We start from the raw sequence: 20,985 nt of genomic DNA, 5'->3' as shown, positions 1-20,985 counted from the left end.
TGAAAAACCAGACAGAGAGGGAGAATTGATGCGTCAAAGACAAAATTCAGTTATGCTCAAGTTCACCTCTCATTTTTGTCGATACTTATGAGCTTCTGTACTGCCTGCGGTCAAAAAACACAAGAACAAATTCCATTAGGTGATCACCAACTTAGGGCGGTGTGTAATCATTGTGGCACTGTTCATTATGTAAATCCTAAAGTCATTTGCGGTGCCTTAGTTTTACACCAAAATAAAGTCTTGTTATGCCGCCGCGCAATTGAACCACGTTATGGTTTATGGACATTACCGGCAGGTTATATGGAGCTTTTTGAGACCATGGAACAAGGTGCTGCACGTGAAACTCAAGAAGAAGCTGAAGCTGAAGTCGCGATCGAACAACTTTACTGTATGTATAATATTCCGCGTATTGGACAAATCTATGTTTTATTCAAAGCGCATTTAGCTGATGGAAAATTTGGTGCAGGCCCAGAAACAATTGAATCTCGCCTTTTTAGCGAAGAAGAAATACCTTGGGATCAACTGGCCTTCCCAAGTGTAGAACGTACTTTGCGACACTATTTTGCTGATCGACCACACAATAACTTTCCAATGCATCTAGAAACCATTGGTACTCGTTTGGATCATACCGGCTAAGTTTCCTGAGCTGCGCATGGCTGATACAAAAAAGCTGAATGATGACTCATTCAGCTTTTTAATTTAGGGCTTAAGTCAACTTAACGCTTTTTCTTGATCTGATAACAGCTTGCCAGATTAATACTCAGCCCACCCCCCATATTTTTCACCAACTCTTTTTGTGCCTCGGTCACTTGATCTTTATTATTGTTGTTATAAACCAATTGCATTGTGGCATACATATTGCCCCAAGTTGCTTCAGTAGAACCATTTTGACCCCAACCATGAATATTAATACCTCGACTCACATCTGGGTTGACCAGCAAGTTTTGTAAGTTAATTCGCAGTCCTCCCGAGGTGAAACCAATAGAATTCTTACCGTCATTACTCTCTCTAGTGGCCGCTGTATTATTGTAGGTGTTTGAACGAGAAGAATTATTATTCGGTGAAAGAATAAAGGTTTCATTCAAGCCCATGATTGCACCATCAAGTGGAGCAAAAATTGGATCAGCGAGAATCATACGAAGTGTTAATGATTTATCTGTCAAAGCATAGTTAGCAGCACCTGTTGTCCCGATGCGGTATTGTTGCACGCCGTAATCATCGATATAGGTACTGGTATTGATACTTGGACATTGCTCAGAATACAGTTCATTCGCTGTGCGGTTACTACGAATGTCACCATTTTCATCAATCACGATACCGACCTTAACAGGTGGACGTCTTTTATCATCATCGAAAGAAAAAGATAAAGTGGCATAAAGCGGGAAAATATAATCCTCACCAGATTTTACTTTAGCCTCACTCTTAAACACGCGTTTGTCTAAATAAGTCGCCGGGTTAGATTTAAAGATATCGATCTGGCCTTTAAAGCGCTCTCCATTTAAAACCTGATCCCAAGCCCCGTATACCTTTGGATCTTGAGGTGGTTTACTATCCCCTGTTGCACGCTTATAAACATATTCATTGCCTGGAACAGTATTATTGTTGAAAAACTGACCTTGATTGATTTGTAAATAATTATCAGGTCTGTTGCTTTGTGTAAAACGTAATGGCTGTGTGATCTTATTACTAAAGGTATTTACCCAGCCCTGCTGTGCCGTAGCACTGAGTTTCTCAGGAGCAAACTGCGAGATGAGCAATATACGTTTAAACTGCTCCTCTGTCACACCTTCAGGTACCTTTGGCGTACCAGCCCATAACACGGTATAACCCAGCGTATGGCCATCGCGCGTATTTAACAAATAAAGATTCGCAAGTGCTTCTTTATTTGGATTGGTCTCACTTTTACCATGAAACCCTCTTACATCAATTGAACCAATAATAAACGGTACCATGTTGGCTGAATAGATATTCACTTTAGTCAAATTCATCAGTTCTAGAGCTGATGCTTCAGCTTGAGCTTCACTGATCTGACTAATATTGACCCATGGCTGGAGTTTCGAAACATAACTACCATCGAGGAAATCTTTTACCCCAACTGATGCGGTTAAATCAGCGAGCTTTTTCTTATGTTCTGCATCAAGTGTAATCGGCTGAATATCGCCAATTTGGTTAGCGCCTTGCTCTACACCAAGTGCTTGAAACATTCGGATTAAAGCAACAAGTACTCTAAATGTTTCATCGCTTTGCTCAGTTTTAACCAAATCTTTACCCGTCATAGCGGCTGCAATATGCATCAAGCTAATTTGAGTCGGTTGGCCAAGTGCATAACGAGGATTGAGTTTAGATAGGTCGATATCACCTAAAATGATTTTGGGCTGACTGGCTGTCGATTGCAAAGTAAATTTAACAGTATCACCAGCGCGGCAACCACCTAAAGCCACATTTTTATCAAGTGCAGTTTCAAAGTGATTCACCGTATCTTTCTGACAATCAAAATCTAGACCAGCAACTGGATAGTCAATCACAAAATTTTGGCAACGTTGATCCGTGTCATAACAACCATTGGTATAATTCACCAATTCTGGTTCAGGTCTTTCATTAATTGAGGCGCTATCACCCCCACATGCACTGAGTAAAGACAATATGCCTAGACTTAAAACACTGGGTACGACCTTTTTTATCTTTACGTTCATATTTTACTCGTCATAACTTATTCAATTACAGTTAGCTTAATTTGTCCCTGATTTGACAAAGCCATCCCTTCTACATCTAATGCACTTTCAAGTGGTGTCATAAATAGATAAACCGCATGTTCTGGTTTACGCAGCACGCCTTCCATATGTGCTTGATGAATAGCATTCTCTTCAACTTTTGCTGTTTTAAAGCCACTCACTCCCTCAATCACACAGCCCTTTTCATCCAGAAAAACAACAAAGGGCCAATAGTACTGTGGTGATTTTTTTGAAGAAGCATATGAGGTTAATAAAATGTTATGTACAGAATGCTCAAGCTTGGCCACCTCATAAGCAAACTTTTCTTTAATCGGTGCAACCGGCCAATAGCCAACCTCACTATTTTTTGCTCCAAGTGTCTTTGCCTTTGTCAGCTTACTGCCTTGAAAACAACTTTGTTCCAGTGCAGCAACCACATCTTCTTGTGCAAGACGCTGATAATTTACAGATAAGACTACAGCCTCCGCTGACTCATCTGTTTTTTTCCATAAACGATCCAAGAATGACTTAGAAACCCCTTTTTCACGTTCTACAGTGTGGATATTGTGCCCACCCCCAGAACTTACTTCAGGCATCACATAAAAACGCTTTTTGCCCTCAATGTTAAACTCACGCTCTTCTAAATATTCGCTATTTACATACTGCACACCATCAATTTCAACGACAGCACTGCGTGTTTCTGGCGTAACTGAGGGCTGCGTTGCTGGCTCAGCCTGACTCACTTTAGCAACTGACTCTTGAGTTGTGCCGATCGGTAGAGCCACTTTGGGGGCTTCTTCAACGATTTTGGGCTGTGTGGTGATAGGTGCTGTTGACTTCACATCACTAGGCAGCATCTGTTGTGGGTTTGCTTTATTGTCTATTTGATGAGACTTAATTTGAGGCGAATGTTGCAGCTGATCAGGCACGATTTGAGATCGCTCAGGCTGAGTGATTGTGCCTTGATTTTTTTCGAGTGGAACCACTTTAACTGTGTCTGTTTTCACGTGATTAATTTCAGCTTTAGGCTGAGAAATAGCTGCTTTCTCAACGGGAAGCTTGGGTGCTTCAGTTAACTTTGTGTTCTCAACTCTTGGTTCTGCATGGCTTGTTTTTTCAATACTCGACTTTTCGATCACCACTGGATCAGGAGCAGAGTCTCCGGTATTACCCTGAGTTTGAGCAGGCGCAGTTGTATTGGGGCTGACCTTCATCTGCTGTGTTTTACGCTGATCCTGAATCACGATTGGTCGACCATCAGGCCCTATAACCGTATAGAAGTTAGCAAAACTAGGAGCAGACCAGCTATATAGTCCAACACTTCCTAACATCATCAGTTTTGCCAACCACGGTATTTTTCTGAGCATCCTTACCACCGTTTTCTATAGTTCAAACCAACAATAGTTACTTTGGTATTGGTTTTAATATCCATCCCCGCATAAGGATTTAAAATGATGTTACCCACACCTGTTTGATTGGCCATATCACTGGTATTTGCTGGAATATTATCGCGGCTTCTTAAAAAGCCTACTGATAGATCTACATCAGTATCTTCATCCCAGCGATAGCTCATTCCCATACCAAATAACTGAGCATTGTTAATCGGAATCATTGGATTACGTTTACCATCAGGAATAGAGCTGGTTCTTGGCTCGTAGCCCATACGTAGTTTTAAACGATCGGTCGCAGAATACTCTAAGCCAATCCCCCAGTTCCATGGCGATTGAAACCCAAGCGGTAAGGCAATCGTAGTATCAGTCACATTATTTGATAAGAGCTTCGCAATTTGTAACATGGTAATCTGACGGTCAAACTCAAAACGAAAATCTTCCCACGCTTTAAAGTCTGTCCACCCGACATCGACGTTCACTTGCAATTTAGGCAAAATCTTATATTTAATCCCGGCTTGAATGTGTGCAGGGTATTCTAAATTCATCGACATTAGCCCAGATTCAGTCGCTGGAACTCGTCCAGGAAAACCCATAATCGCAGCTAGAATCTGTCCAGAGGCTGAAGAGTTCATCCCCTTCATTAACTCACGGATCGAGTTACCATTATCAATGAAATACTTTCCTTTTAAGCGCATTTTTGCACCGCTTTGGTAGACGATACCAAAGCCAAAGTCATCATTAGGTTCCCACAACAAACCTAAGTTATAGCTCGGTGATAAAGTCTGCTCCATGGCAACTTCCATACCACCTTGCTTTGAAAAAGGATTCATGCCTTCTTGGGTATTACAGATACCGAATAACAATAAGTCTGTGAAAAAGTTTGAGTTACCTCGAAAAGGCTCACAAATTGCTTCGTCAACCATTCGTAACATCCCAATCATTTCATTGGGAAAACGTAAATCCGTCTTCAAGGCCACAGCTTGGTAAGACATACCAATCGATGCACCTATCGATAATTCGTCATTAATCTGATAGGCAATCGAGGGCGATAAATAAGTGATCCGCTCAATGGCAACCTTTTGCCCCATATAGTTACCGGGATTACCATCGTTGGAACCAAAACCTGCCACCATCGGCGCATAAACGGCTGTCGCATAAGTTAATTTTGAACCCGGTGGGTTATAAGAGACACCGCCTGCGGGTGCAATAACTGGAATCCCCTCACCAAAGTCCACCATTTTCTTTAAGAACGGCAGATATAAACTTGCATACTCGACATCTCCGCGTACAGGCCCCTTAAAATCTGTACATAAACCTGATGGATTATCAGGGCTATCATTACACACTAAAGGATCGTCGGAGTAACCGAATACGTTATATCCAGCAGGAGCTGAAAATTCCTTTTGAATATCAAAGTTTGCCACAATACCTTGTACATCGGTTTGCAGCCCTTTCAATTTCGTTAAACCCGCTGGGTTAAAGTGAATTGCACTAATACCCGGTGGATCGGCGGTGACCGCATTTCCCATTGTGAGAGAACGAATATCAACCGATAAATTTAGACCTAACTGAGCAAAAACAGAGCCACTACTGCCCATACACAGCAAAGCAGCAACCAGCGGTCGTAAAGCAAGAGACTTCATCACACACCGCCTTTATCTCGATTTTTTCTTACCTAAACCAAGAATGTCTAGAGGGAAAGATAAACCTAGAGAAATATCCGGTGAGTCCTCAGTTAAACCGATACCCACTGTACCATTGACAATCGTTTCAGGTGAAACACGTACACCCAAAGCAATGGCTAACATTGCGCTACTTTGATCGGCAGCTTTATAGTATTCACCGCTTTTATAGGTAAATTTGGTATTGGTATTAAAGCTTTGTTGATAAGACATGGTCATTGAAACATCGTAGTTAAACGAGTAGGCAAAACCAAAAGAAAAACCGCCTGTAATCCCAGGCTCAAAGGTATCTAAAATACGCGTTCCACGTGCTTGATTTAAACCAGTTTCTTTAAAACCATAGTTTGCTGACATTGAGGCAAAGAGTACAACGGGGTCAATATATTTACGTGTGCTGGCACCAACACCCACCGAGTAATACCCTTTACCCGTAGACAGATCTTTCTGAGGATTGATCTCATAAGGACTGTCACCAGTTTTCGTTGACAAAGTTCCCGATAAAATTAAAGGTAAACGACCTGCTTTTAACGGAAAGGGTTCCCAACGTGCACCCAGACTTAAGTCGCCTAAACCTGCAGCTGTAGTATCCTTACGACTATCAGACTTGGCCACCAAAGGTAAAGATGCCGTCAACGTTAAGTTGTCTCTTAAGCCATATTGACCAGTAAAGGTGTTGGTAATGGTATGTGTTGCATCTTCTTCAACACGCAATTGATAAAGGCGACCCTCATCCATTGAGGCATCAATAACGGTATCGCGATAATAGGTATAGTCTAGATCGTAGTAAGTTGAAATATCACCTTTTTTGATCAATGAATATTGTCTTTCACTCGAAGTAAAAACCTCTTGTAAATTCGTTTCAGAGGTCGCATCACCTTCTTGTTTATTCAGTGCCTGACTGACATCATCTGCTTGTACTGCTTTCTTTGGCTCAGTCTCTGCAGCTGAATTCTCTTGTTCATCTGCTGCATGGACCATTGATATTGCAGCACAAACATGAAGTGCAACTAGGCTTTTTTTCATCCATTGATTCATCATTCACTTACTTCCATCTGATTGATTTCAAAAATATTTAGGAATTATTTACGTTTATAATAAAGGCGCATATAGCTTCTTACAGGTTCATTATAGGTATCCGAATTTTTATCTTTATCTATAATTAAACGCATGGTTGAAGCCCGATCTGCGATCTTGTTGACATAGTCTGTATTCAGTTGTGCATCGACAAAGGCAAAACGATTGACTGTTGCATCATCAACATGCCTTAAGTCCTTTTCATCAAGTGCTAAAAGAGACTTCTGTTGACCAAGCGGCACATTAATTAAAAATAACGTGTTATTTTCCCAAACTTCTTTGAAACGTTCTTCGTCAAAACTAATATTACCAAGTGCAGGGTCAGCGACATAAACACGACCATCTTTATAAGCTTTAAATACTACAAAATGCTTAAAACCCGCATAACTAATCGGAACGATTGCGGGTTGAGTCTGTTCAATTAGATCTTTGAATTCACCACGATAACCACCACTTTCAAAACCTATGGCGGTGACAAATCTTTTCATGTCCAATAAAGAAAAACTGCGTCGTTCAACGATACGCTCATACTCACCATAACGTAGCAAGCCCTCCATGGTTTGTAATTCAGTTAAGTTTGTTCCAACATGACCATTCAATAGCGTCGTCAATGCTGCTGAACCACAGCTATAATCATAGGCTTGCCGCACGATACCGCGGAATTGGTCTTCGACTGCAGGTTTAATACTCACCACTTCACGATGTTGCCGACCAAAAGACTTTTCTCTAGGATCAGCAATTTCAGTGTAATGAACTGCATCAGTGGGTTGAGGCTTAACCTCAAGGGCATGACTAGCAAAATAATAAATTAATGCCGATCCTAAAGTTATTTCTATCATATAAGTGAAATTCTACTGCTGACGATGATTGTTTTATTGAATACATCAACTGGTTTAAATCCTTAATCTCCCTGACTTAAGATTGTCTTTTAATCGCCTTGTTGTGAGCTCTGCAGGTATCCGTATGCATTGTGAGCAAATTGGCGTTTTCTTTGATGTGTAAATTAAAACTACAATTACACTATACTTAATGTACACATATTTGTGACTTAATCCATCATTTTGTTTATATTTTTATTATTTTTGATAAAGATAAAACGCGTGCGAAAACACGCGTTTTTGATGATGGTGTATTAGTGACCAGAAACAGTAATTGTTGCACCTGGGCCAGCAGCATTACTAATTTGTAAACCGCTAACTTGAATATCACCAATTGATTTAGACGCAGTTGAGCCTAATTTCACTGATTGAACATATACATCTGTTTTATTTTGAAGCGCAGTCAGTTTCAAACCATTCGTCGTTACAGCAACGTCAGTTTTCAAACTAAGATCACCTGAGTCTGTATCATTAACTTTGATTTTACCCAAGATAATCGAACCGCCACCACCAGCAGAAGCATCTTTTAAGCTGAGGTTGTTGATTTCCAAACCACCAATCATAGAACCATCAAGTTTAATCATGGCACCTTGTGGTGTGTTACCCAATTGAATATTCGCAGTTGTTGCACCAGTTTTCAAAGATAGTTGGTCTAAAATTACAGCTTCACTTTCCCCAACTTTCATTAAACTTGTCGTCGCATCTTTAGTCGCATTATTGACTTTTACGCCATCAAGTTCGATGTTTAACCCTGTTACCGCCGCACCAATATTAATAAATGGTGACTTTCCATCTTTACCGCCATCTGTATCAATCGTGATATCAGCGAAATTACCCGATGCAAGTGCAGATGCTGTATTTGTAGTCAGTTTAAGATTTGAAATGGTGATTGCACCAGCGCCATTGGTTCCACCAGTAATAACTGCTGTTGAACCTGGCATAGTTGCCTGATCACTAAGACCATCACCATCAAAAACATGTAGTTTATCTATTTTGATCTCAGAAATGCCGATCCCTAGACTGATACCATCCTGGCCAGTGGTCGCACTTAACGCAGCGTCATCCATTTGTTGTAACGCCATTGCATGTGTGCTGATTAACACAGCTGAAGCAACTAAAGTTAGATTCGAAAGCAATTTCATACGTTTTCTCCCAAAAACCCTTTTCATTGTTTACTACTATCCGTAGTGTCCTTGTTGCGGTTTTTTGTTTTTTAATTAAGCATAATGCAAAAAGTACATTTTTTGCACACTAGTTCAAGCTTTAACAACTTAACCTTTTGTTGTTTTCTGTTCAACATTTCAGGGCAATAAATTGACCAAAACCCGATAAACGGTAAATGCACAACCCCAGCATGAACTGTAGTAAAATAGCGTAACCTAAATTTTGTTGTTTGCAATGTCCACTAAACCAATATTTCATGATTTTTTTGTCAATTCGGAAATCAGTGCCTCTTTCATTTTACAAACACTTAACACCCTACAGGGTTGTGTCTACTTGAGTGATAACAACCAACCATGTATTGGCTTCCTACCTGAACGTTATGTATTATTTAAAAGTGGAAAATGGCAGAATTTTCAAAAAACTGGTTTTAATGTCTATCAAGAGGTTATTCAGGCTGTTGAACTCAGCACTTTATTTCCAATCACCACCCCAACTGTAAGTACAGCAACTTCAGGTTTTCAAGGTGGTTATATTGGTTTTATTGACTACAATTTTGCAGCCTCGCAATTCACTCTCAGCCCTGGGCTTGATCAACCACAAGTTTATCTAGGTTGTTATCAAAACTATCTACGACTTGAACAAGATCAGTGGATATTTTATAGCCACAATGAACCTGCACAGGCTCAACAAGATTTACTACAATTACAACGCCTGCTCAAACAATATGATCCTGATCCTATGGCAAAAAGCTCAGGCTTTCATTTAACCCAAGCATGCCAAGCGCGCTGGTCTAAGACCGAATATCAACAGGCCTTTCAACGTATTCAAGACTATATTGTTGCTGGTGATTGCTATCAAATCAATTTGACCCAAACATTTACTGCAAAAGCAGAAGGTGCGCTGATTGATACAGCAGAACAATTTTGGCAACTGACAGAGGCCCCTTACTCAGGATATTTAAAAGTTGATGATTTTGAATTGCTCAGTTGTTCACCTGAGTTGTTTATTGAATTTTCAGCTCAACGACAGCTTATTACCAAGCCCATTAAAGGCACAATGCCTCGTGATACTGACCCAGTACAAGATCAACTAAATAAACAAAAGCTGATTGATTCACCTAAAGATCAGGCCGAAAATTTAATGATTGTCGATTTACTGCGTAATGACCTTAGCGTTTATGCAGAAACTGGATCGGTAAAAACCCCTCAGCTCTTCGCCATTGAATCTTTTAATCAAGTACACCACATGGTCAGTGAAATCCACGCGACCCTCAAAACTGAAATTAATCCATTACAGCTATTACTTTCAGCATTACCTGGTGGTTCGATTACAGGTGCTCCCAAAATACGAGCAATGCAAATCATTGAGGAACTTGAAGCAGCCCCACGGGGTGCATACTGTGGAAGCTTGGGTTATTTTAACTTTGATGGAACAGGCGCATGGAATATCCTCATTCGCTCGATCCAAAAGTATCAAAACCAATTAAGCATATGGGCAGGTGGAGGCATCACGATCGCGTCTGATTGTGATGCTGAATATCAGGAGTGTTTAGATAAGGTATCTGCCATGATTGAACTGATCAATACATGGCAGAGTCAAGACCACTAAGCGAGGATCGCTTTTAAGCTATCGAGCAAACGTTGATTCTGTTCATCCGTACCAACCGTAATACGAAGATGTTGATCAATTCGTGCTTTATTGAAATAACGCACGATAATCCCCTGCTCACGTAAAGCTTGTGCTAGCTGTGCTGCCTCACGTCCTGGTAACTGAGCAAAAACAAAGTTGGCTTTTGAAGGCAAAACTTGGAATCCCAAACGGGTTAGGCCTTCGGTTAAAAGCTCACGGCTTTGAATGACTTTTTCACATTGTTGCTCAAAATATGCTTGATCCCCAAATGAGGCAACCGCAACAGCAATAGCAAAACGGTCTAAAGGATAAGAGTTAAAACTATTTTTTACCGCTTCTAATGCACTGATTAAATGCGCTTGTGCAATCGCAAAACCAACACGAAGTCCAGCCAAAGAACGTGACTTAGATGTTGTTTGGCAAACGACCAAGTTTTGATATTTTGCGACTAATGCCACAGCTGATTCTGCACCAAAATCAACATAAGCTTCATCGATCACAACAACCGAATGTGGATTGGCTTGTAAAATCTGTTCAATTTCAGCCAAACCCAGTGCAATACCTGTAGGTGCATTGGGGTTAGCGATAATGATACCGTCATTATCTAGTTGATAATCCTCTGGTACGATTTCAAATGCATCATTTAAAGCAATAGATTGGGTCTTTAGTCCAAAAAATTGGCTATATACAGGATAAAAACTATAGCTAATATCTGGATATAAAATCGGTTTCTCTTTGACGAAAAACGCTCTAAAAACATGAGCGAGTACTTCATCTGAACCATTTCCGACAAAAACCTGACTCACATCAACCTGTTGCTGCGATGCTATCGCCTGTTTTAGTGCACTGGCATCTGGATCTGGGTATAAGCGGAGTACATCTGCATCCTCTTGCAACACCGCTTGTACGGCTTCTACGACCGCAGCTGATGGCGGATAGGGATTTTCATTGGTATTTAATTTAAGTAGGTTTTGGATCTTAGGCTGTTCACCTGGCACATAAGGCTCTAAAGCACGTACCGAAGGACTCCAAAATTGCTTTTGTTCCGTACTAATTTGAGTAGACATCGAATTAACCTTTGTAATTATTGCCTATTAAGCCTTTCCTTAGGTTTTACATACACACAGAAAAAGCAGCATAGCGCGATCAGGTTTAAATATAAAAACCTGATCTTCGCAGTCATTTTGATTCAATGGGTTATACAGTCAGCTAGATAGACTAATAACGATAACGTGCAGAACGCGCATGCGCATCTAAATCTTCTTTTTGTGCCAACAGGTCAGCAGCTTTAGCCAAGCTTTTCACTCCTTCTGCTGAACACATAATCAAGCTTGAGCGTTTTTGGAAATCATAAACCCCAAGTGGCGAAGAAAAACGTGCTGTACCTGAGGTTGGCAACACGTGATTTGGCCCTGCACAATAATCCCCAATCGCTTCAGGTGTATGACGCCCCATAAAAATTGCACCCGCATGGCGAATACTTTGCGCCATTTGCTCAGCTTCATCTAAGCAAAGCTCTAAATGTTCTGGAGCAACTTGATTGATCAAGTCTATCGCTTCTTGACGATCTTTGACTAAGACTAAAGCGCCACGATTAGCAATTGATTCACGAGCAATTTCAGCTTTAGGCAAAGCAGCTAAATGCTGTTCAATTGCAGTTGCCACATCATCTAAAAGTTGTGGATCGGGACTAATGAAAATCGCTTGCGCCACAGTGTCATGTTCAGCTTGAGATAATACATCCATTGCCAACCATTCTGCGTTGTTATCCCCTTCAGCATAAACCAAAATCTCAGAAGGGCCTGCAATCATATCAATACCGACCTGACCAAACACGGCGCGTTTTGCAGCAGCAACGAAACGGTTGCCTGGTCCAGTAATTTTATCCACTGCTGGAATCGTCTTTGTCCCATAAGCCAATGCAGCAACAGCTTGTGCACCGCCGATGGTAAACACTCGATGTACTCCTGCCAAATGTGCAGCAGCCAACACCAATGGGTTGAGCTCGCCGCCTGGTGCAGGTACCACCATAATGATCTCTAACACACCAGCAACCTGAGCAGGAATAGCATTCATTAATACCGAAGAAGGATATGAGGCCAAACCACCTGGCACATAAATTCCCACACGATCAAGTGGTGTCACCTTTTGCCCTAAGGTATTGCCTAAAGCATCAACATATTGCCAGCCATCTTGTTTCTGTGCTTGATGAAACTCACGAATACGTTCAGCGGCAAGCTGTAAGGCCTCACGAACATCCGTTTCTAAACCGTCAAAAGCTGCTTTTAATTGTTGTTGAGAAAGCTCTAGATCTGAAAACTGATGCGCTGGATGTCGATCGAACTGTTGTGTCAAATGTAAGACATGTGAATCACCATGTTGACGTACATCTGCAATGATTTGATCAACAGTTTTTAATAGTTCAGGATCACTCACGGTTTCAAAAGCCAACAGATCAGCAAAAACCTGTTTAAAATTTTGATCTTGAGTCGATAAACGTCGCATCAATTTACCCACCAGTTTAAGGAGAAAAGCCAAGTGTAACCTGTTTCAACTCTGATGTGCGCAAGATATTGTGCCGATTCTCTGTACAAAGCGATTTTTTTAGTCTTACTGCCTGAGCCATTTAATTCCAACGCATTTTTGTCCAAATCGCACCCATAAAAAAAGAGGGGTATAAATCTATACCCCCTCTTTTAAAGCTCACAATATAAGTATTATTTACATTGGAACAATAAGTTAAGCACTCACGCTTTCGGCTTGACGTTGCTCTACAGCTTGCTCAAGCTGTGCCAAAATCGGTCCAAGCAATGCTTGTTTACGTTTAAAGCTCGCTTTGTTTACAATCAGACGTGAAGATACTTTACAGATTTCTTCTAATGGCTCTAAACCATTGGCACGCAAGGTATTACCAGTGTCAACAACATCGACAATATAATCACCTAAACCAACTAAAGGTGCTAGCTCCATAGAACCGTAAAGCTTAATCACATCAACTTGCTCACCCAAACTCGCATAATACTCACGAGTAAGATTGACATACTTGGTGGCAATTTTTAAACGACCTTTAGGACGTTGCATACCAACTTTTGCAGCAGTCATCAACTTGCAGTTGGCAATTTTTAAATCCAAAGGTTCATAGACATTTTGCGCGCCATGTTCCATCAACACATCTTTGCCTGCAACACCAAGATCAGCAGCACCGTTTTCCACGTAGGTCGGTACATCTGAAGCACGAAGAATCAAAATACGGACATGCTTATGGGTGGTTGGAAAAATCAACTTACGTGATTTTTCTGGATCCTCCAATAAATTGATTCCTGCAGTTTCAAGCAATGGTAACGTTTCTTTTAAGATTCGCCCTTTACTTAAAGCCAAAGTCAAACCATGATCAAAACTTCCCATTACATCAAAATTTGGATCATCGTTTCTTATGTCGCTCATGAACTTACTCGCTTAATATTTGCACCTAAACTTTGCAATTTCGCTTCAATATTTTCATAACCTCGATCGATATGATAAATACGATCAATCAAAGTCTCACCATCAGCCGCTAATGCTGCCAATACCAAAGAAAAAGAAGCACGCAAATCAGTTGCCATTACAGGTGCTGCTGATAATGTCTCAACACCCGTAACAACAGCATCATTACCATCTACCTGAATATTTGCACCCATGCGTGATAACTCAGGGACATGCATAAAACGATTTTCAAAAATCGTTTCTGAAATCGTTGCAAAACCACGACCAATCGCATTTACAGCCATGATTTGTGCTTGCATATCTGTTGGAAACTCAGGATGAGGTAAAGTTCTAAAGCTGACCGCTTTCGGTCGTTTACCCAACATATCCAACTCAATCCAGTCATCACCACGGGTCACTTCAGCACCCATTTCCTCAAACTTTTCTAGAACAGATTCCAATAAGTTAGGATCAGTATGTGTGGTCTTCACTCGACCACCTGTAATTGCAGCCGCTGCCAGATACGAACCGGTTTCAATACGGTCTGCAACTACAGCATATTCACAGCCGTGTAAGCTTTCTACTCCGGTAACCACCAGTGTATCGGTATCGATGCCTTCAATTTTTGCTCCCATTTTAATTAATAAGTTAATTAAATCGGAAATTTCAGGCTCTCGTGCTGCATTACGAATTGTGGTTACACCTTCAGCAAGTACGGCAGCCAAAAGAATATTTTCAGTTCCACCAACAGTCACCATATCAAAGACAACTTCACCACCTTTAAGGCGACCATCAACTTTGGCATGAACATAACCTGCTTCAACCTCAATTTCAGCACCCAATGCTTCAAGTGCTTTCAAATGTTGATCTACAGGACGTGAACCAATAGCACAACCACCAGGTAAAGATACCTGCGCTTGACCATAACGAGCCAATAATGGACCCAGTACCAAAATTGAAGCACGCATTGTTTTAACCAACTCATATGGAGCAAATTGGTTATTTAAAGTAGAAGCGTCGGCCACTACACGGTCACCTTGACGCTCAACAGTTACACCTAAACCTTCAATGAGCTTAATTAATGTCCCAACATCCTTAAGATCAGGAACATTGGTTAAAGTAATCGGTGAGTCTGGCAAAATCATTGCTGCTAATAATGGTAATGCAGCATTTTTAGCACCAGAAATCCGCACCTCACCTTGAAGTTTTACGCCACCTGTAATTAAAAACTTATCCATGAACGCTTAAACTCCAAATAAACTTGCTTTACGCCATTCTTCTTTTGTCATTGCTCGAATCGTAACAGCATGCACTTCACCGCTGGCAATATATGAGTTTAATGGTGCATAAACTGCTTGCTGACGTGCTACTTGTCTTTTGGATTCAAATTGATCATCGACGATACGAAGATCAAATTTACCTGCTTGCCCATTTACAGTCACTTCCGCCTCAGGAAAAGCTGTTTTTAGTATTTCAGTGAGTTGCTCACTATTCATTGTAAAGACCTCTCATAGGCGCGACAGTGTAAAAGTTGGCTATTTTACTAAACTCACCGCAACAATTCATTAATTCATACAAATATTATTGATAAAAACAAATATATATGTTGTTTTACCCATTGTAGTTGATTTTAGCTCAAGAAAGAGTTCGCAACGACTTTAGTTACAAGCAAAAAGGCCGTCCAAATAACGGCCTTTTCACTTCATAAAAATAAAATAATTAGTTTAATGAAATCATAGAGGTATGACTTTGCATTGTACGGTAACGTTGTAATTGCTTTTTAATTTTATCAATGAGCTTGCGTATCGAGAGATACATATCATCAGCCGAGGCCTGTGCAAAAAACTCTACACCTGGTAAACGCACAATTGCTTCCGCAATATGGTTATCGCTCCCTTTTTTTGAACGTTGATCAACCTGATGATCTTTACTCAGTTTAATCTGCATACTGCTAATGTGATCAATATGCTTGGTCATGTCTTGAAATTTCTGACGTACAGTCTCTTCTATAGCTGGAGTAATACTTAGATGATGCCCACGAATCGATATTTGCATAGTCCATCCCTCTTATTTTTCAAGCCTAGTGTTCTGGCTTAAATCATAATCATAGTCAATTTAAACCATTGCTAATTTACGGTTTCATCACTTTGTCATAATGAACCCCTAGCATAGATTGTTCTCAAAAGTCAGATCAAGATTTTTCTGTCAGATGATGAGGCAATATGTAACGATTCACGATACTTCGCTACAGTTCTACGTGCTACATCTATCCCCTGCTCCTTTAATAACGATGCAATACTATTATCTGACAATGGCTTACGAGGATTCTCTTCTGCGATGAGTTTTTTTATCTTCGCGCGAATAGCCGTAGATGACATTTCACCACCAGCACTCGTTCCGACATGACTTGAAAAAAAGTATTTCAGTTCAAATAAACCACGAGGTGTGAGTAAATACTTATTGGTCGTCACACGTGAAACAGTGGATTCATGCAAGCCCACCTCTTCGGCAATGTCACGTAAAATTAGCGGAATCATACCTTCAGCACCTATCTCTAGAAACTGCCGCTGATGCTGAACAATACAACTGGCCACCTTCAATAAGGTTTTATGCCGTTCATCAACACTCTTAATAAAATTCTTCGCATCTAGCAGATGATTTTTTAGGTATTGATTATCTGTACTATTATCTGCCCGACGAATCATATTGGCATAAAAGTGATTAACTTTTAATTTAGGCACCACATCAGGGTTCAGCTGCACATGCCAAACTTGATTTTTCTTGGTGACGACGACATCAGGAATTTGATAATCACTCTCCTGCGCTGAAAAAACCAATCCAGGATAGGGTGTTAAACTTTTTAACAAAGCCACCGCTGCTTGTAGTTGCTCAGTACATAAGTCGGCTTGTCGCATCAATTTATTTAAATCATTCGCAATGAGTAGTTCATAACTATCAATCAAACGCAAAGCTTCAGTCCTAGATGTGGTATCTAAAGGTAGCATTTGTAATTGTATTGACAGACATTCAGGTAAATGCCGTGCCCCTATGCCAATAGGATCTAAGCGCTGTATATGCTTAAGCACCACCACAACTTCATCAGCCTCAACCTCCTCATCGCTCTGCATTTGCTGCAGCAACCCCTGTACAGACTGCACAATTTCATCAATCGTCGCTTCTAGGTAGCCTTTTTCATCTAGGGCATCAACTATGCAATAGGCAATCAACTGATCTAACTGAGAAAATTTTAATAAATTAATTTGTCCCAGCATGTGATTTTTAAGCGTGTCCTGCGCACTACGAATATCTTCTCGCTCTTCATATTCTGGTCGCTCCAAGCTAGTCGATTGATGACTATAAACATCATCCCAATGTGTATCCACGGGCAATTCATCTGGCAAATAATCGGCATTTAGTGAATCCGAGAGTTCTTTTTCACCCTGTTCTTGCTGAAACTCTTCTAAACTCAACTGAGCACTATCATCATCAACTCGTTCAAGTAATGGATTCGTCTCAAGTTGTAGCTCTATTTCCTGCTCAAGCTCCACACTCGATAGCTGCAATAAGCGAATCGCCTGTTGTAGTTGAGGCGTCAATGCGAGCGAGTTAGAAACTTTTAATCCGACTGACAACTTCATAGCATCTCCCTCTATGCAGCAAGTTACTAGCAATAATTATGCCGAACTATTTTTATAACATAAGCGTTTTTGGATTGCATAAATTTAAAGTACATCCTTTGTACATATGATTTAAAACTGAGCAATTAATTCTGGTTCACTAAAATCATGATGCTTTCAATTTAGCTTAAATTACATTTTAACTTAACAATGGAGCAATAGTTACAACACTTATAATCAGTCTACTTCTATAAAATAATATTTTTTCGATCTTAAATTGGTGTTTTCTGTTCAAAATTTTAATTAAAAAAGCATTGAGGCTATCGTTGTGCTCAAAAATAAAGAATACAAAGAAAATTTGATTTTTCATTTTATTTAGTTTAATTAAATAATATTTACTATCACAATAATGTTTTTATTATTAAAAAATATGATGGAAAAACACAACACTTCAAGTTCGATGCTGCTGTGAATTCAACACTTAAGCAGATGCATAAAGGATCATGCACTGCTCAACACAAAACGAAGGAGTTACTTAAATGATGAAGTCTATTACAAGAGCAGGCAGTTTAACTCTCAGCTTACTACTGCTAGGTAGCACTCTCTCTCAGGCGCAAGCAGCCGATACAATCGCAAAAATTAAAAAAAGCGGCAAAGTCGTGATTGGTTATCGTGAATCTTCAGACCCTATCTCCTATATCGCTAATGGCAAACCTCTAGGCTATGCAGTTGATATTTGCAATAATTTTGCCAATGCACTCAAACAAGACTTAAAGATGCCCAATCTAAAAGTCGAATATAAAGCGGTTACCTCTTCAACGCGTATCCCTGAAATGCTTGCAGGTAACATTGACATGGAATGCGGTACGACAACCAATTCAATGCAACGCCAACAGCAAGTGAGCTTCTCTACCAGCTATTTTGTTTCTGAGATCCGTATGGCTGTCAAAGCCAATGCAGCAATTACCAACATTGGTGATCTAAATGGCAAAGCAGTTGTCACCACTCAAGGTACAACCTCTGACAAATTCATTAAGGTCAACGCAAAGGGTAAAAATGTACAGGTCAATAATGTATATGGTAAGGATCATGCAGACTCATTTGCCATGATGGCCTCTGGTCGTGCCGCTGCCTTTGTTATGGATGACAATATCTTGGCCGGTTTAATCGCCAAATCATCTACACCCAAAGCCTTTAAAATTGTAGGGCCAATTTTAGCTTCTGAACCTTATGGGATTATGCTTCCCAAAAATGACCCAGCCTATAAAGCCATTGCTGATCGAGTCGTAACTGGCATGTGGAATAGTGGTCAAATGGCTACTTTATATAAAAAATGGTTCCAATCCCCGATTGCTCCACGAAATATCAACATCAATATGCCAATGAGCAATTCTTACCTCAAGTTAAAAACTAGTCCAAACGACAAAGGCATTTAATCAATCTAATAGTGAATAAACCGATTAAAACCTATTTTTGCACAGCGTTTTAATCGGCAAGTATTGTCTTCAATCCTAAAGGAAAACAAATGTCTATTGGCTCACTCAATTGGACCGCTTATTGTCTACCCTCAAATGAATATGCTCTCGATAAGGCTGCTTGGGCTGAATCAATTTGCCAAAGTATTGGAGGTGCAAGCTACTCCTCATTTGCCGATGCACCGACTTGGTTACAAATCCTATCCTCTGGGGTATGGACCATGCTTTGGACAGCATTTCTCGCCTTTATCATTGCGTTTACGCTTGGTTCACTCATTGGGATTATGCGAACCTTACCCATCAAAGCATTAAGCTCTATTGGCACCACTTATGTTGAAATTTTTAGAAATATCCCATTAATAGTACAGTTGTTTTTCTGGGCATTTGTCTTTCCAGAATTACTCCCACTTAGCTATAGCACCGGAAGTGGAGAAATTGTAAATGGGGGGTGGTGGCAAAATATTTTAAATGATCATCCTGCAAGCGTCGGCGTATTTGCATTAGGACTATATACTGCTGCACGTATTGCTGAACAAGTCCGCGCAGGTATTGAAACGGTGTCGAGTGGACAAAAATATGCTGCATATGCTGTTGGGTTTAATCAAAAACAAAGTTATCGCTACGTCATACTTCCCGTTGCCTACCGTATTATTTGGCCAACAATCACGTCCGAATCCATGAACGTCTTTAAAAACTCAGCAGTTCTCTATGCACTGAGTGTTTTAAATTTCTTTGCTTATACCAAAACTATGCGTGAAGAAACCTCACAAGATATTGTCATTTTAATTCTTTCGACTCCTGTATATCTGATGATTACTTATGGCATCAAATATGTCATGGTTTGGATTGAAAAACGTATGGCCGTACCTGGACTTGGCTCAGGAGGTCAATAAGATGGATTTTTCACTCTTAACTCATCCTGATGTAAGTACTGCACTATTGAGCGGCTTTAAATTCACCATGAGTGTAACGCTATTATCAATCTTTGGTGGGATCTTATTAGGCACACCTCTGGCGATGATGCGCTTATCTAATAATAAGTTTGCAAGTCAGTTTGCCAAATTTTATGTGGATTTTTTCCGTGGTGTTCCTTTAATTCAGGTGATTTTTATTTTCTATTTTTTACTCCCTAAATTTTTTGAATTCCAATCAGATACATATTATGGACCTTTATTTTCAAGCGTTGTGACTTTTGCCATCTTTGAAGCTGCATTCTTTTCAGAAATTTGTGCGCTCAGGCATTCAATCCATCTCAAAAGGTCAAAGCAATGCAGGCTATGCTTTAGGTCTAACCTATGGGCAAACCATGTCCAATATTGTACTCCCTCAAGCATTTCGCAATATGCTACCTATTTTACTGACACAATCTATTGTTTTATTCCAAGATATTTCATTGGTTTATGTTATTAGTGCACCAGACTTTCTTGGTAACGCCAACACTCTTGCAAACACTTATGGTTCTGAAACCAAAGCAACTTTTTATCTAATTGTTGCATTGATTTACTTCTTTATCTCTTTTTCCTTATCACGCTTCATCAAATATCTCACCCCAAAAATCGCGATCATACGTTAATAGGAGAATCGAAATGCCAATGATTGAAATACAACATATCTCAAAATGGTATGGAGATTTTCAAGTACTCAATGACTGCTCAACCTCCATAGAAAAAGGAGAAGTTGTTGTCGTTTGTGGTCCTTCAGGTTCAGGAAAATCAACGCTAATTAAAACCGTCAATGCCTTAGAGCCTTTCCAACAAGGCAATATTATTGTCGATGGCACAACACTCAAAGACAGCTCAACTCAGCTTGCCAAATTCCGCTCTCGTGTAGGCATGGTCTTTCAACACTTTGAACTTTTTCCTCACATGACAGTATTAGACAATCTTATGATTGCCCAAATTA

The 20,985-nt window shown here is 40.2% G+C and carries 18 protein-coding genes and 1 pseudogene; 6 read left to right on the top strand and 13 right to left on the bottom strand.

Annotated features, from left to right (window positions below):
- Nucleotides 1–87: 87 nt before the first annotated feature.
- Nucleotides 88–636, top strand: coding sequence for an NUDIX hydrolase (locus Aru01_RS01535; protein WP_016657372.1), 549 nt, complete (start codon nt 88–90; stop codon nt 634–636).
- An 80-nt stretch (nt 637–716) separates the two neighbouring features.
- Here Aru01_RS01535 and filF read toward each other — a convergent pair whose 3' ends face one another.
- The 6 genes from filF to filA all read right to left on the bottom strand — a co-directional run bounded on the left by filF (nt 717) and on the right by filA (nt 8,878).
- Nucleotides 717–2,693: a putative pilus system protein FilF gene (filF, locus tag Aru01_RS01530; protein ID WP_016657373.1), complete on the bottom strand. Its 1,977-nt coding sequence runs from the start codon at nt 2,691–2,693 to the stop codon at nt 717–719.
- Nucleotides 2,694–2,710: 17 nt separating this feature from the next.
- Nucleotides 2,711–4,078 (bottom strand): putative pilus assembly protein FilE, encoded by a 1,368-nt coding sequence (gene filE / locus Aru01_RS01525; protein WP_016657374.1) that lies wholly within the window; start codon nt 4,076–4,078, stop codon nt 2,711–2,713.
- A gap of 2 nt (nt 4,079–4,080) precedes the next feature.
- Nucleotides 4,081–5,745, bottom strand: coding sequence for a putative pilus system OmpP1/FadL family transporter FilD (gene filD / locus Aru01_RS01520; RefSeq protein ID WP_016657375.1), 1,665 nt, complete (start codon nt 5,743–5,745; stop codon nt 4,081–4,083).
- 12 nt (nt 5,746–5,757) lie between these two features.
- Entirely contained in the window at nt 5,758–6,822 is a 1,065-nt protein-coding gene (gene filC / locus Aru01_RS01515) for a putative pilus system protein FilC (protein ID WP_016657376.1), read from the bottom strand.
- A 41-nt stretch (nt 6,823–6,863) separates the two neighbouring features.
- The gene (filB, locus tag Aru01_RS01510; protein ID WP_016657377.1) at nt 6,864–7,697 is read right to left on the bottom strand and encodes a putative pilus system C39 family peptidase FilB; all 834 of its coding nucleotides are present in this window, start codon (nt 7,695–7,697) and stop codon (nt 6,864–6,866) included.
- A 293-nt stretch (nt 7,698–7,990) separates the two neighbouring features.
- Complete coding sequence (gene filA, locus Aru01_RS01505; RefSeq protein ID WP_016657378.1) at nt 7,991–8,878, bottom strand: putative pilus system protein FilA; 888 nt, start codon at nt 8,876–8,878, stop codon at nt 7,991–7,993.
- Between the two features lie 256 nt (nt 8,879–9,134).
- On the opposite strand from filA, the gene Aru01_RS01500 reads away from it, so the two are divergent.
- A complete protein-coding gene (locus Aru01_RS01500) occupies nt 9,135–10,508 on the top strand; it encodes an anthranilate synthase component I family protein (RefSeq protein WP_016657379.1) in 1,374 nt (457 codons plus the stop codon).
- Here the strand turns inward: Aru01_RS01500 and hisC are convergent.
- From hisC to Aru01_RS01465, 7 genes are all read right to left on the bottom strand, one after another.
- Nucleotides 10,505–11,596: a histidinol-phosphate transaminase gene (hisC, locus tag Aru01_RS01495; RefSeq protein WP_016657380.1), complete on the bottom strand. Its 1,092-nt coding sequence runs from the start codon at nt 11,594–11,596 to the stop codon at nt 10,505–10,507. The genes Aru01_RS01500 and hisC overlap by 4 nt on opposite strands.
- A gap of 151 nt (nt 11,597–11,747) precedes the next feature.
- Nucleotides 11,748–13,046: a histidinol dehydrogenase gene (gene hisD, locus Aru01_RS01490; protein ID WP_162183595.1), complete on the bottom strand. Its 1,299-nt coding sequence runs from the start codon at nt 13,044–13,046 to the stop codon at nt 11,748–11,750.
- Nucleotides 13,047–13,268: 222 nt separating this feature from the next.
- The gene (gene hisG, locus Aru01_RS01485; RefSeq protein ID WP_016657382.1) at nt 13,269–13,973 is read right to left on the bottom strand and encodes an ATP phosphoribosyltransferase; all 705 of its coding nucleotides are present in this window, start codon (nt 13,971–13,973) and stop codon (nt 13,269–13,271) included.
- On the bottom strand, nt 13,970–15,229 hold the full coding sequence (gene murA, locus Aru01_RS01480) for a UDP-N-acetylglucosamine 1-carboxyvinyltransferase (protein ID WP_016657383.1): 1,260 nt from the start codon (nt 15,227–15,229) through the stop codon (nt 13,970–13,972). The genes hisG and murA overlap by 4 nt, the downstream gene beginning before the upstream one ends.
- 6 nt (nt 15,230–15,235) lie before the next feature.
- Entirely contained in the window at nt 15,236–15,487 is a 252-nt protein-coding gene (ibaG, locus tag Aru01_RS01475; RefSeq protein WP_016657384.1) for a BolA family iron metabolism protein IbaG, read from the bottom strand.
- A gap of 223 nt (nt 15,488–15,710) precedes the next feature.
- Nucleotides 15,711–16,046 (bottom strand): ribosome hibernation-promoting factor, HPF/YfiA family, encoded by a 336-nt coding sequence (gene hpf, locus Aru01_RS01470; protein WP_016657385.1) that lies wholly within the window; start codon nt 16,044–16,046, stop codon nt 15,711–15,713.
- 131 nt (nt 16,047–16,177) lie between these two features.
- Nucleotides 16,178–17,629 carry an RNA polymerase factor sigma-54 gene (locus tag Aru01_RS01465; RefSeq protein WP_016657386.1) on the bottom strand — a complete coding sequence of 484 codons (1,452 nt, stop codon included), beginning with the start codon at nt 17,627–17,629 and terminating at the stop codon, nt 16,178–16,180.
- 518 nt (nt 17,630–18,147) lie between these two features.
- Here Aru01_RS01465 and Aru01_RS01460 point away from each other — a divergent pair.
- The 4 genes and pseudogenes from Aru01_RS01460 to Aru01_RS01445 all read left to right on the top strand — a co-directional run.
- Nucleotides 18,148–19,044 carry an amino acid ABC transporter substrate-binding protein gene (locus Aru01_RS01460; protein WP_016657387.1) on the top strand — a complete coding sequence of 299 codons (897 nt, stop codon included), beginning with the start codon at nt 18,148–18,150 and terminating at the stop codon, nt 19,042–19,044.
- A gap of 89 nt (nt 19,045–19,133) precedes the next feature.
- Entirely contained in the window at nt 19,134–19,976 is an 843-nt protein-coding gene (locus Aru01_RS01455; protein WP_016657388.1) for an amino acid ABC transporter permease, read from the top strand.
- 1 nt (nt 19,977) lies between these two features.
- Nucleotides 19,978–20,656: pseudogene (locus Aru01_RS01450) on the top strand (amino acid ABC transporter permease).
- A 13-nt stretch (nt 20,657–20,669) separates the two neighbouring features.
- On the top strand, nt 20,670–20,985 hold a 316-nt coding region (locus tag Aru01_RS01445; protein WP_042111065.1), incomplete at its 3' end, for an ATP-binding cassette domain-containing protein.

The organism is Acinetobacter rudis (assembly GCF_000829675.1).
In the GTDB taxonomy this organism is placed as follows: Bacteria; Pseudomonadota; Gammaproteobacteria; order Pseudomonadales; family Moraxellaceae; genus Acinetobacter; species Acinetobacter rudis.
Note: the sequence above shows the minus strand (reverse complement) of the source record. Positions and strands in the feature narration are given on the sequence as shown.

What these genes read in the sequence shown, in the direction of transcription:
- Aru01_RS01535 (WP_016657372.1), top strand. Translation starts at nt 88, where the DNA reads ATGAGCTTCTGTACTGCCTGCGGTCAAAAAACACAAGAACAAATTCCA.
- filF (WP_016657373.1), bottom strand. Translation starts at nt 2,693, where the DNA reads ATGAACGTAAAGATAAAAAAGGTCGTACCCAGTGTTTTAAGTCTAGGC.
- filE (WP_016657374.1), bottom strand. Translation starts at nt 4,078, where the DNA reads ATGCTCAGAAAAATACCGTGGTTGGCAAAACTGATGATGTTAGGAAGT.
- filD (WP_016657375.1), bottom strand. Translation starts at nt 5,745, where the DNA reads ATGAAGTCTCTTGCTTTACGACCGCTGGTTGCTGCTTTGCTGTGTATG.
- filC (WP_016657376.1), bottom strand. Translation starts at nt 6,822, where the DNA reads ATGATGAATCAATGGATGAAAAAAAGCCTAGTTGCACTTCATGTTTGT.
- filB (WP_016657377.1), bottom strand. Translation starts at nt 7,697, where the DNA reads ATGATAGAAATAACTTTAGGATCGGCATTAATTTATTATTTTGCTAGT.
- filA (WP_016657378.1), bottom strand. Translation starts at nt 8,878, where the DNA reads ATGAAATTGCTTTCGAATCTAACTTTAGTTGCTTCAGCTGTGTTAATC.
- Aru01_RS01500 (WP_016657379.1), top strand. Translation starts at nt 9,135, where the DNA reads ATGTCCACTAAACCAATATTTCATGATTTTTTTGTCAATTCGGAAATC.
- hisC (WP_016657380.1), bottom strand. Translation starts at nt 11,596, where the DNA reads ATGTCTACTCAAATTAGTACGGAACAAAAGCAATTTTGGAGTCCTTCG.
- hisG (WP_016657382.1), bottom strand. Translation starts at nt 13,973, where the DNA reads ATGAGCGACATAAGAAACGATGATCCAAATTTTGATGTAATGGGAAGT.
- murA (WP_016657383.1), bottom strand. Translation starts at nt 15,229, where the DNA reads ATGGATAAGTTTTTAATTACAGGTGGCGTAAAACTTCAAGGTGAGGTG.
- ibaG (WP_016657384.1), bottom strand. Translation starts at nt 15,487, where the DNA reads ATGAATAGTGAGCAACTCACTGAAATACTAAAAACAGCTTTTCCTGAG.
- hpf (WP_016657385.1), bottom strand. Translation starts at nt 16,046, where the DNA reads ATGCAAATATCGATTCGTGGGCATCATCTAAGTATTACTCCAGCTATA.
- Aru01_RS01465 (WP_016657386.1), bottom strand. Translation starts at nt 17,629, where the DNA reads ATGAAGTTGTCAGTCGGATTAAAAGTTTCTAACTCGCTCGCATTGACG.
- Aru01_RS01460 (WP_016657387.1), top strand. Translation starts at nt 18,148, where the DNA reads ATGATGAAGTCTATTACAAGAGCAGGCAGTTTAACTCTCAGCTTACTA.
- Aru01_RS01455 (WP_016657388.1), top strand. Translation starts at nt 19,134, where the DNA reads ATGTCTATTGGCTCACTCAATTGGACCGCTTATTGTCTACCCTCAAAT.